Raw genomic sequence first — 12,707 nt, forward strand, 5'->3', positions numbered from 1 at the left:
CGCCGGATGACGACACCCAGTTACCCGGAAAAGCCCCGCCCCGGCGACCGCGTCGCCGTCATCTCGCCGTCCTCCGGACTGCCCGGAATCCTGCCCCTGCCCTACGAGTTGGGGCTGCGCAGACTCCGCGAGGAGTTCGGGCTCGAAGTGGTGGAGTATCCGGCGACGCGCACCATGGGATCGACTCCGGCCGAGCGGGCCGCCGATATCCACGCGGCGTTCGCCGACCCCGAGATCAAGGCGGTGATCGCCAGCATCGGCGGTGACGACCAGATCACCGTTCTTCCGCACCTGGACCGCGAGCTCCTGCGCGCCAACCCCAAGCCGTTCTTCGGGTACAGCGACAACACCAACCTGCTGGTCCTCCTCCGGAACCTGGGCATCGTCGGCTATCACGGCGGGTCGGTGATGGTCGAACTCGGACGCCCCGGCGCGATGCACCCCCTGACCGCCGACTCCTTGCGAGCCGCCCTCTTCACCCGGGGAACCTACGAACTGACTCCGGCGAAGGAGACCGACCACGTCAACCGCCCCTGGGAGGACCCGCGAACCTTCGACTCGGAGCCCGAGATGCGCCCCGCCGACGGCTGGATCTGGCACAACGCAGACCGGGTCGTCGAAGGGGCCGGCTGGGGCGGCAACCTGGAGATCCTGTCGTGGCTGCTCATGGCCGACCGCGAGATCCGGCCGGTCGACGAGTACACCGGCAGCGTGCTCTTTCTGGAGACGTCCGAGGAGATGCCCTCCGCCGACGAGGTCTACAGGATTCTGCGGGGCATGGGAGAGCGTGGGCTCCTCCAGCGGTTCCCCGCGCTGATCATGGGGCGGGCCAAGTGCTGGTCGTTCGCACAGCCGCTCGGCGCCGAGGACGGTGACCGGTTCCGCGCGGAGCAACGGCAGGCGGTCCTGCGCGCGTTGAGCGAGTACGCCCCCGACACGATGGCCGTCCTCGACGTCGACCTCGGCCATACGGACCCGCAGGTGGTGATCCCGTACGGCGGACACATCCGCGTCGACGGGACCGCCCGCCGCATCGTCGTCACCTACTGAGGCCCCACCTGCCGTGCTGGGCTCCTTCCCGGTCGGCGAAGTATGCCGAAGGGGTCGAGCCCGGCGTCCGGCGGAACATCGCCGTGAACGCACTGGGTGTCACGTAGCCGAGCTTGTCCGCGTCCCGTGTGCGGCGGGAGGCGACAGGGGCAGTCGCGGTGCGCCGAATCTTTGGTCCGACCACATGGTGTGTGTGACATAGTGGGAGCAAAGCCGAGGCAGGGGGTGAACGGTGCCCGTCGAGTGGCAACCCGTACGGCAGTCCCGTACGCATGAGCTCGTGCTCCAGAGCATCGAGGAGCGGGTGTTCGCGGGAGAGCTCAGGGCGGGGGACCGGCTGCCGCCCGAGCGTGAACTCGCACCGGTGCTCGGAGTCAGTCGATCCGCGCTGCGTGAGGCGCTGCGGGTGCTGGAGACGATCGGGGTGCTCGTCGCCCAGCCCGGCCGCGGCCCGGATGCCGGGGCGCGGATCGTGCGCAACCCCGACGACGCCCTCGGTCGACTGCTGCGGCTGCACTTCGCTCTCGGCAGCTACAGCCTGGAGGATGTCCTCGAAGCGCGCGTCGTGCTGGAACGGTCCAGCTTCGAAGCGGCGGCCACCCACGCCTCCGCCGAGGATCTGGACGAGGCGGAGCGCCTGCTCGTACGCATGGGGGAGCCGGATGTCGACGTGGCCGAGTTCAACGATCTGGACACCCGCTTCCACGTGCAGATCGCCCGCAGTTCCGGCAACGAACTGACCTCCACTCTCACCTCCGCCGTGCGTGAGTCCGTACGTCCGCTGATTCTGCGGGCGCTGGAGGCGGCCGAGGACTGGTCGGCCACGGCGGCGGGGCTCAACGCTCAGCACGCCGAGCTGCTGCGGCTGGTGCGCGCGGGCAAGGGGGCGAAGGCGGCAGATCTGGTCGAGCGGCACATCCGCAGCCTGCACGGCACGCTGGTGGACGAGAAGGAATAGCCCGCAGGACATCGGGCGATCGAGGGGCGGTGTGCATGCGCACCGCCCCTCTCGCATGTCCCGGCCCCTTCACCTTCCGGACCGAGGCTAGTATGGTCCGACCATACAAAGGCCAGAGAAACGATCGGAGAGGCCCCATGCGTATCGGACTCTTCGCCACCTGTCTGGGAGACACGCTCTTCCCCGAGGCGGTGAAATCCACCGCGGTCCTGCTCGCCCGCCTGGGACATGAAGTGGTGTTCCCGCCGGAGCAGACCTGCTGTGGTCAGATGCACGTCAACACCGGCTACCAGCGCGAGCCCGTCCCCCTGGTGCGGAACTTCGCCGAGCAGTTCGGCGACCCGTCCATCGACGCCGTCGTCATGCCCTCGGGATCGTGCGCCGGATCCGTGCGCCACCAGCACGAGATCGTCGCCGAGCGATACGGCGACGCGGCCCTGCGTGCGGGTGTCGCCACCGTCAAGACCAAGACGTACGAGCTCTCGGAGTTCCTCGTCGACGTCCTCGGCGTCACCGAGGTCGGCGCCTACTTTCCGCACCGCGTCACGTACCACCCCACCTGCCACTCCCTGCGGATGCTCCGCGTCGGCGAGAAGCCGCTGAAGCTGCTGCGCGCCGTCGACTCCATCGACCTCGTGGAGCTCCCCGAGGCGGACTCCTGCTGCGGGTTCGGCGGTACCTTCGCCGTGAAGAACGCGGAGACGTCGACCGCGATGCTCCAGGACAAGATGCGCAATATCGCCACCACGGAAGCGGCCGTGTGCACCGCCGGGGACTCGTCCTGTCTGATGCACATCGGCGGCGGACTCTCCCGTATCAAGTCGGGCACCCGCACCCTGCACCTCGCGCAGATCCTCTCCTCCACCCGCACCTCGCCGTACGTCCTGACGGAGGCCGTCCGATGAGCAGCACCTTCCTCGGCATGCCCGCCACCCCGCCCCGCTCCCCGTACGGGACGGGCAATCTGCGCGGCGACCGGAAGTTTCCCGCGGCCGCCCACGACGAGCTGCGCAACGAGCAGCTGCGCCGCAACCTGGGCAAGGCCACCCACACGATCCGCGCCAAGCGCCTGAACGTCACGGGCGAACTCCCGGACTGGGAGCAGTTGCGCGACGCCGGCTCGGCCATCAAGACCGACACCATGAACCGGCTCCCCGAACTCCTGGAACAGCTGGAACAGCAGGTCACCGAGCGCGGCGGCACCGTCCACTGGGCGCGCGACGGCGTCGAGGCCAACGAGATCGTCACCCGGCTCGTCCGGGCGACCGGATCCACGGAGGTCATCAAGGTCAAGTCGATGGCCACCCAGGAGATCGGTCTCAACGAGCACCTGGAATCAGCCGGCATCACCCCGTACGAGACGGACCTCGCCGAGCTCATCGTGCAGCTCGCCCACGACAAACCGTCACACATCCTGGTGCCCGCCATCCACCGCAACCGCGACGAGATCCGGCAGATCTTCCTCAAGGAGATCCCCGGCGTCGACCCGCGGCTCGACAACGTGCCCGCACATCTCGCCGCCGCGGCCCGCGCCTATCTGCGGGAGAAGTTCATGACGACGAAGGTGGCGGTCTCGGGCGCCAACTTCGGGATCGCCGAGACCGGCACCCTGTCCGTCGTCGAGTCCGAGGGCAACGGCCGGATGTGCCTGACCCTGCCCGACACCCTGATCACCGTCATGGGCATCGAGAAGGTGCTGCCGCGCTATCAGGACCTCGAAGTCTTCCTGCAGTTGCTTCCGCGTTCGTCGACCGGGGAGCGGATGAACCCGTACACCTCGATGTGGACGGGTGTGACGCCCGGCGACGGACCGCAGGACTTCCATCTGGTCCTCCTCGACAACGGGCGGACCGCCGCGCTGGCCGACCGGATCGGGCGCGAGGCGCTCAACTGCATTCGCTGCTCGGCCTGTCTCAATGTCTGCCCGGTGTACGAACGGGCCGGCGGTCACGCGTACGGATCGACCTACCCCGGACCCATCGGCGCGGTCCTCACGCCGCAGCTCGCCGGGATGCACGCCGCCAAGGACGACCCCAACAGCTCGCTGCCGTACGCCTCCAGCCTCTGCGGCGCCTGCTTCGATGCCTGCCCCGTCAAGATCGACATCCCGTCGCTGCTGGTCGAACTGCGCCACCAGCACACCGAAGAGTCCGGTACGACGGCCGAGAAGCTGGCCATGAAGGCTGCGGCCGGCGTGATGAAGAGGCCGAAACTGTTCACCGCCGCGCAGAAGGCGGCGGGGCTCGGCCGGGTGCTCGGCGGGCGGGACGGGAAGATCTCGCATCTGCCGCCGCCGTTCAGCGGATGGAGCGACAGCCGTGACACCGCGGCGCCGCCGAACCAGTCCTTCCGGTCGTGGCTGGCGTCGGACGAGGGTGCCGCGACCATGCGGGCCGCCGCCGACGAGTACGACAGGAACCAGCAGGAGGAGGAGAAGTGACGGACGCTCGCGCCACGGTGCTCGGCCGGGTCCGGGACGCCCTGGCCCTCGCCCCCACCCCGGACACCACCATTCCGCGCGACTACCGGACCGGCCGCACGCTCCCCGACGACGAGCGACTCGCACTCTTCACCGACCGGCTCGTCGACTACAAGGCGCAGGTGCGCACCTGCACCGCCGCCCGCACCGCCGAGGTGATCGCCCAGGTGCTGGACGGGCTCGGTGCGCGGAGGATCGGGGTGCCCGCCGGGCTCGACGAGCAGTGGCTCGGCGCGTACGACGGTGACGTCCAGCAGGACTCCGCCGACATCCCGGCGCCCCGGCTCGACGCGCTGGACGGAGTCGTCACCGCGTCGGCCGTCGGCTGCGCCGAGACCGGCACGATCTTCCTCGACGGCTCACCCGACCAGGGCCGGCGGGCCCTGTCGCTCGTCCCCGACCTGCATGTGTGTGTCGTCGATCTGTCGGCCGTCGAGGTGGGGGTTCCGGAGGCGGTCGCGCGGTTGGTGCCGGAGCGCCCGACGACGCTGATCAGCGGGCCGTCGGCCACGTCGGACATCGAGCTGGAACGGGTCGAAGGGGTACACGGTCCGCGCACGCTGGTGGTCGTGATCCGCGTCGACGCGTAGGGGACATCCGCCGGACGGCCAGGAGGCCGTCCGGCGGACCCTACGGTCAGCGGTGCTCGACCGTCAGCGGTTCGAAGGCGATACGGGTCGTCGCCCCGTCCTCCGCCCAGCCGACCTCGACCGTGTCGCCGTCCACGTTCACACCGCTGACCGCCGCCGCGAGTGCCGTCGGCTCCGCCTCCGCCGTCAGCGACGCGAGCGACACCAGCAGAACCGTTCCCTCCGCGTCCGCGCCCAGCCTCGGAACCACCGCCCACCGGGCGTACGCCGTGCCCTGCGGAGCCCGTACCTCGTCCTGGGTCTCCCAGCCGTGCAGGCCGTGCAGCTCGGACCGTACGGAATCGTCCGGGCCGGTCGCCCAGCCCGTCTGCTCCACCCGCGCCCCGTCCGGGGCGCCCAGCACCCGGTGCACCCGCAGCTCGTACCGGCCGCGGACCACCGTGACGCTCTCCACCCGCATCCCCGGCACCATCGGCGGACCGGACGTGAAGACGGGGCGGTGCCAGGACGCCGCCCAGCCCCAGCCGTCGCCCCCTCCCGCGCCCAGCGGGTGGATGCTGCGACGGCCGCTGCGTACTCCGCCGCCGACGACGACGGCCAGGTGGTTGTCCGCCGCGTTCACCCGCGACGTGGGGCCGGTCACCGTGGAGTACGACCAGCGGCTGTACAGCGGGTCGTCCTGCACACCCGACTCGCCTTCGTGCGGCCGCACATGGTCGCTGCCGTGGTTGTGCAGCCGGACGATGCCGTCCGCCCGGGTGGACTGGATCAGCAGACCCGGTGCGGGCAGCGCCAGCACCCGGTCGGGGCCCTCGCTGGGCGCGGGCTCCTCGGTCGCCGTCCACAGCGGATGGCCGTCCGGGGCGAGCAGCGCGACGAACGCCTTGGACGCCCAGTACGGGGACGCGGGGCCCGAGTAGTGCTGCAGCGTCGCCTCGTGCGGGCCGTGCCAGCCCAGGTTCAGGAGCCCGTCCGTACCCGTCGCGCCGCGGTCCAGGAAGTAGCGCAGCGATCCGCTGATCACCCGCCGCGAGGCGCCGGGGGAGAGCGGGGTGTGCCCGGTGAGGGCGCCCAGCGCGACAGCCGAACCGGCCGCGAACCGGTAGGTCAGCGAACGCCCGAAGTGGACCGGGGCACCGTCTCCCCCGAACAGCAGCGTGTAGTTGTCCAGGTGCTCGCGCAGCCGGGAGCCGTAGTGCGCGGACAGTTCCGGGTCGCCCGACAGGTGCGCGTCCAGCATCGGGTAGAGGTGCAGCGCCCAGCCGTTGTAGTGGTCGAAGGCGCGACCGTCCCCGTCGGAGTACCAGCCCTGTCCGCGGTACCAGCCTTCCAGCAGGTCCAGCGCCCGTTCCTTCGCCCGGGACGTCTCCGCGTCACCGCGGCCCACCGACTCCAGGAACGCGGCCACGGAGTAGGGGAACAGGTACCAGTTGTTGGGCGCGGGCGTGTGCCGCAGCGCGCCGCGCAGCCACTCCTCGGCGCGGTCCTGGACACCGGCGTCCAGCCGGTCCCACAGCCAGGGACGGGTCAGCCGAAGCCCGATGGCGACCGAGGCGGACTCGACCATCGGCTGGCCCTGCACATGGTGGTCGAGGATCAGCGGCCAGGACTCAAGGTCGTCCCGGCCCGGCGTCCGCGTACCGGTCGCGAGACCGTCCGCGTACCGGTCGACCCAGCCGTGCGGGTCCTTGCCGTCCGCGCCCGCGACCCGGAACGCGGCAGCGAGGAACGTCCGGGCATAGCCCTCCAGACCGTCCGAGCGCACCCCGGAGCCGGACGGCCGCCCCGGCAGGTCGAGCAGGGCGCTGCCGGGGGTGGACCACTGCCAGGCAGCCCGCAGCATTCCGTCCGCCGCCGCCTCCCAGTGCGCCCGGGTGTAGCCGGTGTGCGGGCTCGAGCCGCGGTCTTCGGAGGGGAGTTCAAGAGGAGAGGTCATGCGAGGAATGCCAGCCTTTCGCGTCGTACGGGGTGGGCGAAGCCGTCGCCTGCGGCCCAGCGGTCGATCTCGCCGACCGCCAGATCGACCAGCCGCCGCCACTCGTTGCCCTGCGAGCCCGCGAGATGGGGAGTGATCAGGGCGTTCTCGCACTCCCACAGGGGGTGCGAGGACGGCAGCGTGTCGGGGTCGGTGACGTCGAGAATTGCGCGGATCCGGTTCTGCCGGAGTACATCGGTGAGCGCGTCCTGGTCGACGACGGCGCCCCGCGAGGTGTTGATGAAGACCCCGTCGGGGCGCATGGACATGAGCAGTTCGCGGCTGACGAGACCGAGGGTGGCGGGCAGCAGGGGAGTGTGGACGCTCACCACATCGCTCTGCGCGAACAGTTCGGCGAGGCCGACCGGACGCACGCCCAGCTCGGCGGCGTCCGTCTCGGAGACGTACGGATCGTGCAACAGCACGCGCAGGTCGTACGGGCGCAGCAGCTCGATGACGCGCCGGCCGATCAGCGAGGCGGACAGGATGCCCACGGTGCGCCCGTAGTTGCCCACCTCCGTCGAGGTGCGCAGCCAGTCGTCGCGAGAGTGCTCGGCACGGTAGTCGCGGGCCCGCTCCAGAACTCGTTTGCCGGAAAGCAGGATCATCGCGAGGGTGTATTCCGCGACCGGCAGCGCATTGGCCGCCGCCGCCGAGGACACCTCGATGCCCCGTTCCCAGCAGGCCTCGGTGACATGACCGCGGACGGTGCCCGCCGTGTGGACGACGGCGCGCAGCTGCGGTGCCGCCGCCAGCACGCTTTCGTCGAGCGGTGGGCAGCCCCAGCCGGTGACCAGGATCTCGGTGTCCGCGAGCGTGGCGCGGGCCCGGTCGGTGGTGAAGTCGTCGAGGACGGGCAGAGGGGCGAGTTCGCACACCCCGGCGAGTGCGGCCAGGGCTCCGGGAGTGAGGACGGCGGCCGCGGCGTCCGGCTTCATGGCGACGGCGGCGCGTGGCCGGCGGTGTGTGGTGGGGACGCTCGGGGTGGTGCTGGGCATCATGCTCCTGGTCGGGGAATGGCGCGGACATGATCCGGTTGGCCCGCTACTTGACGGAGCCCGCGGTGAGCCCCGACTTCCAGAACCGCTGGAGCAGGGCGAAGGCGAGAATCAGCGGCAGGACCGCGAGCAGCGAGCCCATGATCACGACGGGGTAGTACTCGGGGGAGACGGTGGCGGAGCTGTTCCAGGTGTAGAGCCCCAGACTGACCGGATACAGGTCCTGGTCCGAGAGCATCACCATCGGCAGGAAGAAGTTGTTCCAGATGGCGGTGAGCTGGAAGAGGAAGACGGTGACGAGGCCGGGTCCCAGCATCCGCAGCGCGACCCGGAAGTAGGTGGTCAGCTCGCCGGCGCCGTCGACCCGGGCCGCTTCGAGGACCTCGTCGGGAACGTATCCCTGACTGAATATCCGGCCGAGGTACACGCCGAACGGGTTGAAGAGCACCGGGATGAACACCGACCAGAAGGTGTTCACCAGCCCCGTGCCGGACGCCATCAGATACAGCGGAAGGGCCAGCACGGTCTGCGGCACCATGACGGCGGCGAGGACCAGCCCGAACAGCTTCTCCTTGTGCGCGAAACGGTACTTGTCGAAGGCGTAGCCGCAGGCGATGCTCACCAGGGCGCCGAGCGCGGCGCCGAGGACCGCGTACAGGAGGCTGTTGCCGTACCACCGCCCGTACAGCCCCCCGTCCATCGCGAACAGGTCCTTGAGGTTCTGCACGAAGGAGAAGTGGTTCAGCGACAGGACGTCACTGCCGGACAGGGCGTCCCGGTCCTTCGACGCGGCCAGCACCAGCCACAGCACCGGCAGCAGCGTGTACAGCACCGAGATGCCCACGACGAGATTGACGACGGAGCGGCCCAGAAGCCGGGGACGCAGCGTGGTGGCGGTGCGGGTGGTGGTGCTCGTCGCGCTCATCGGGCGTCCTCCTCGGGGGCGGCGGCGCGGTTGGTCCAGCGGGTGACGCCGTAGGAGAGCGCGATGGTGCAGATCAGCAGGACGACGGAGGCGGCGGCGGCCAGGCCGTAGTTGTTCCGGGTGAAGGCCGCGTCGTAGATGTACATGCTGGGTGAGAAACGCGAGTTGATCATCGGGCTGGCCTGGCTGAGCAGCATCGGCTCGGTGAACAGTTGCAGCGCGAAGATCAGCGTGAACATGGCCACCATCACGATGGACGGGCGCACCAGTGGCGTCTTGACCTGGAGGGCGGTACGGACCGGCCCGGCGCCGTCGACGACCGATGCCTCGATGACCTCGCGCGGCACGGCCTGCAGAGCGGCGTAGAAGACCACCATGTTGTAGCCGAGATTGCTCCACAGGGCGATGTTCACGATGGACGGCAGGACGGTGTGCAGTCCGAGGAAGTCGATGGTGATGTCGGCCTTGCCGAGCAGGTCGATCACCGGGCTGAGCCCGGGCGTGTACAGGTACAGCCAGATGAGGGCGGCGATGATGCCGGGGACGGCGTGCGGCAGGAACAGCCCGAGCTGGGCCGATGCACGCAGCCGTACCACTCCGGAGTCCAGCAGCAGTGCCAGCGCGAGGGCGGACACCACCATCAGCGGGATGTAGATCACGCAGTACAGCGCGACCGTGCCCAGGCTGCTGAGGAACGTCGGGTCGGTCAGCACGGCCGTGTAGCTGCGCAGTCCGACGAAGACGGTGTGCTCCGGTCCGAAGCCGAGCCCTGGCTGGTCGTCGCTGAAGAAGCTCAGCCAGACGGCCGTCCCGACGGGGATCAGGAAGACCGTCACCAGGAGGAGGAAGAACGGCGTCATCAGGGCGCCGCATGCGCCGAGTTCACGGCGCCGGGAGGACTTGGGGGTGGTGCGTGCGGGCGCCGCGGACGACGGGGCGTCGGCCGGGCGCGTGGAGCCGATCGGGGAGGGGGCGGTGGTGAGGGGGCTGGTCATGGGTGTCACCTGCCTCTCTGCTGCTGGGAAGGGGATACGGGGCGGTCAGCTGGTGTGCTCGGTGGTGGCCAGGCCCAGTGCCCTGAGGTCCGGCATGGTGCCCTTCTGGGCGGCGCGTACGGCATCGAGCAATGAGCCCTGACCGCCGCTCGCCCGCGCGAAGCCGTCCTGCATCACCTTGCTGGTGGCGGTCATCCGCGGCCCCCAGATCCAGCCGTCCCGGATCTTGTGCGCCTCCTCCTCGAAGACGCGGTAGATGTCCTGACCGCTGTAGTAGCTCCGGTCGAAGGCCCTGCGGCCGACGGGTACGAGGCCGGGGGCGGCCGGATACTGGCTGCTGGTGCCGCTGGAGAGCCGGGCCCGCAGCGCATCCGGGTGCGACACCTGCCATTCGATGAACTCCATCGCGGCCTCCGGGTGACTGCTGTCCTTCGTCACCGCGAAGGTGGAGCCGCCATGGGTGCCGAGGGACGGTGCGGCCGGATCCCACTGGGGGAGCGGCGCGACGGCCCATGCGCCCTTCTGCGCGGGCCGGGCGTTCATCTGCGCCCCGGCGTCCCACGCTCCGCTGAGCCGGACGAGGACCTGGCCGTTGCTGATCTGGGCGTCGCTCTGGCGGCCGTCCACGGGGTTCATGAAGACCAGGTCCTGGTCGATGAGCCGTTGCCAGTACGACGCGACGCGGCGGCTCGGCTCATCGGCGAGGGAGACGTTCCAGACACCCCCCGCGGTGTCGAACCACTGGGCACCGGCCTGCCAGGCGAACGAGGCGAACTGGGGGGCGCCGTCCGTGGCGAAGTTCGCCAGCCGCCGGCCCTTGCCCTTCCGGCGTACGGTACGGGCCGCCTCCTCGAACTCGTCCCAGGTGCGCGGCACGTGGAGTCCGTACTGCTGGAAGAGGTCGGTGCGGTAGTGCATCACCATCGGTTCGACATCCAGCGGAACGCTGAAGGTGCGCTTCTCGAACGTGGTCAGCGCGAGCGCCTGCGGCAGCAGCTTGGCGCGCAGCCCGTCGCTCATCAGGCCGGTGATCTCACGAGCGACACCATCGATCGCGAAGCCGGGGAGCTGGGGGTACTCGATCGTGGCGACGTCCGGGGCGTTGCCCGCCCGCGCCGCGTTGCTGAGTTTCGCGTACCCGCCCTGGCCCCCCGAGGGGACCTGCTGGAAGTCGACCTGGATGCGGTCGTGGGTGCGGTTGAACGCGTCCACGACCTGCTGGCTGCCGCGCAGAGCGGACCAGAAGGTGATGTGCGTGGCGCGCTTCGTGCCGGTGCTGACGGCGTTGCTCGTGCTGCCCGACCGCGATGCGCCGTCGCTGCTGCTGCAGGCGCTGAGCGCGCCTGTCAGAGGCAGGGCGGCGATCGTGGCGAGCACGGATCGACGGCTCTGTCGACCAGGCATGGGTGCCTCCCGCGGCTCCTGATTCAAGACACGGGGAATCCTGATCGGCTGATCGGTACGGGTCAATAGATCGCTCAGAAGAAAATGAAAGCGGTCAAACGCTCAGTCTTTTGCGGGGGTGACCCGCTGGGCCGAACCGCGCACCTTCAGCGTGGGCAGCAGCTCCGTACGGCGCACCGGTCCGGTCGTACCGGCGGGCCCGGTCAGCCGGTACAGCAGCAGTTCGGCCGCCGCCCGCCCGATCTCCGCCTTCGGCGGCGCCACCGCGGTCAGCGGCGTACTGCCCAGGGCCGCGACCACGTCGTCGTACGCCACCACCGAGCAGTCCCGCGGCACCTGGACCCCGCTCTCCGCCATCCGCTGCACCAGCATCAGCGCGTCCACATCGCCGTGCAGCACGGCCGCCGTGGCGCCCCGCTCGCGCAGCAGGGCGGCGAGATCGGGGGCGGTGCCCTCGGCCGGTGCCGGAGCGTCCTGGACCCGGACCGCCGCGCTCGGCGACCCGGGTCCGGGCACCGCCGCCGGTGAACTGAGCACCACGGACCAGTCCTCCACCTCCGGCCGGTCCGCCGCGATCCCGGCGAACGCCGCCCGGATGGTGCGTGCCGTCGGACTGTCGTCACGGGCGGCCAGGACGATGCGGCGGTGGCCCAGCGCCACCAGATGGTCCACGGCGAGATGCGTCCCGTACCAGTGATCGGAACAGACCGAGTCCAGGGCGTGCAGCGCACTGCCCGGCCGGGGCCGCCGCTCCATCAGCACGGTCGGCACGCCCACCTCCGCCAGCCAGCCGTAGTCCAGTTCCTCCGAGCGGGCGTTGCGCCACCGCGGGGCGATCAGCAGTCCACGGGCCCCGTCCGCCAGGGCCCGCTCCACCAGCGGTCGTTCGGCACTGGCCGACTGCGGCGCGATGTGCAGGGCGATCCGCATCCCGGACTCCTCCAGCACGGTCCGGGCGCCGTGCAGCGTCTCGTACAGATACGAATGTCGCTCCGGTACGACGATGGCCACCGCGCCTGCGTCGCCGGCCGGCTCCGCGGTCCGCGCCGCCGGGACCGGGACGGGCTCCGCCGCGTCGACCACAGGCCGGGCCACCCCGTGCCCGCGCCGCAGCCTCCCGGCCCGGGTCAGCTCCTCGACGTCCCGGCGGATCGTGACCACCGAGACATCCAGCTCGGCGGCGAGCAAGCTGACCTTGACGGCGCCTCGCGACTGCACCACCGACAGGATTCGCTGACGCCTCAGTTCAACCGGCTCCCGCATGCTGATGGCCCCCTCGCCGTACCGCTGCGCATTGTTCGTTTGAACGCTTCCTGCGAACGCTTGGGTGGCA

General features: G+C 70.4%; 11 protein-coding genes. 5 read left to right on the forward strand and 6 right to left on the reverse strand.

Annotated features, from left to right (window positions below; all coding sequences use genetic code 11):
* Nucleotides 1-6: 6 nt before the first annotated feature.
* The 5 genes from ACFU8W_RS00520 (at nucleotide 7) to ACFU8W_RS00540 (ending at nucleotide 5,077) form a co-directional block, all read left to right on the forward strand.
* The gene (locus ACFU8W_RS00520) at nucleotides 7-1,050 is read left to right on the forward strand and encodes a S66 peptidase family protein (protein WP_384030885.1); all 1,044 of its coding nucleotides are present in this window, start codon (nucleotides 7-9) and stop codon (nucleotides 1,048-1,050) included.
* Nucleotides 1,051-1,282: 232 nt separating this feature from the next.
* Entirely contained in the window at nucleotides 1,283-2,008 is a 726-nt protein-coding gene (locus ACFU8W_RS00525) for a FadR/GntR family transcriptional regulator (protein ID WP_384030887.1), read from the forward strand.
* Between the two features lie 137 nt (nucleotides 2,009-2,145).
* Nucleotides 2,146-2,913, forward strand: coding sequence for a (Fe-S)-binding protein (locus tag ACFU8W_RS00530; RefSeq protein WP_345515814.1), 768 nt, complete (start codon nucleotides 2,146-2,148; stop codon nucleotides 2,911-2,913).
* Nucleotides 2,910-4,448 (forward strand): LutB/LldF family L-lactate oxidation iron-sulfur protein, encoded by a 1,539-nt coding sequence (locus ACFU8W_RS00535; protein WP_345515813.1) that lies wholly within the window; start codon nucleotides 2,910-2,912, stop codon nucleotides 4,446-4,448. Before ACFU8W_RS00530 ends, ACFU8W_RS00535 begins: the two co-directional genes overlap by 4 nt.
* Nucleotides 4,445-5,077 carry a lactate utilization protein C gene (locus ACFU8W_RS00540; RefSeq protein WP_384030889.1) on the forward strand — a complete coding sequence of 211 codons (633 nt, stop codon included), beginning with the start codon at nucleotides 4,445-4,447 and terminating at the stop codon, nucleotides 5,075-5,077. The genes ACFU8W_RS00535 and ACFU8W_RS00540 overlap by 4 nt, the downstream gene beginning before the upstream one ends.
* 46 nt (nucleotides 5,078-5,123) lie before the next feature.
* On the opposite strand, the gene ACFU8W_RS00545 is transcribed toward ACFU8W_RS00540, so the two are convergent.
* The 6 genes from ACFU8W_RS00545 to ACFU8W_RS00570 form a co-directional block, all read right to left on the reverse strand.
* On the reverse strand, nucleotides 5,124-7,013 hold the full coding sequence (locus ACFU8W_RS00545; RefSeq protein WP_384030891.1) for a DUF2264 domain-containing protein: 1,890 nt from the start codon (nucleotides 7,011-7,013) through the stop codon (nucleotides 5,124-5,126).
* Nucleotides 7,010-8,050, reverse strand: coding sequence for a hydroxyacid dehydrogenase (locus ACFU8W_RS00550; RefSeq protein ID WP_384032016.1), 1,041 nt, complete (start codon nucleotides 8,048-8,050; stop codon nucleotides 7,010-7,012). Before ACFU8W_RS00550 ends, ACFU8W_RS00545 begins: the two co-directional genes overlap by 4 nt.
* 46 nt (nucleotides 8,051-8,096) lie before the next feature.
* Nucleotides 8,097-8,975 carry a carbohydrate ABC transporter permease gene (locus ACFU8W_RS00555; RefSeq protein WP_266978573.1) on the reverse strand — a complete coding sequence of 293 codons (879 nt, stop codon included), beginning with the start codon at nucleotides 8,973-8,975 and terminating at the stop codon, nucleotides 8,097-8,099.
* Nucleotides 8,972-9,970, reverse strand: coding sequence for a carbohydrate ABC transporter permease (locus ACFU8W_RS00560; protein WP_384030894.1), 999 nt, complete (start codon nucleotides 9,968-9,970; stop codon nucleotides 8,972-8,974). Before ACFU8W_RS00560 ends, ACFU8W_RS00555 begins: the two co-directional genes overlap by 4 nt.
* Before the next feature lie 45 nt (nucleotides 9,971-10,015).
* Nucleotides 10,016-11,374: an extracellular solute-binding protein gene (locus ACFU8W_RS00565; RefSeq protein ID WP_384030896.1), complete on the reverse strand. Its 1,359-nt coding sequence runs from the start codon at nucleotides 11,372-11,374 to the stop codon at nucleotides 10,016-10,018.
* A 102-nt stretch (nucleotides 11,375-11,476) separates the two neighbouring features.
* Nucleotides 11,477-12,637, reverse strand: coding sequence for a substrate-binding domain-containing protein (locus ACFU8W_RS00570; protein WP_384030898.1), 1,161 nt, complete (start codon nucleotides 12,635-12,637; stop codon nucleotides 11,477-11,479).
* Nucleotides 12,638-12,707: the final 70 nt, after the last annotated feature.

This window comes from Streptomyces sp. NPDC057565 (assembly GCF_042801455.1).
Classification (GTDB): Bacteria; Actinomycetota; Actinomycetes; order Streptomycetales; family Streptomycetaceae; genus Streptomyces; species Streptomyces yanii.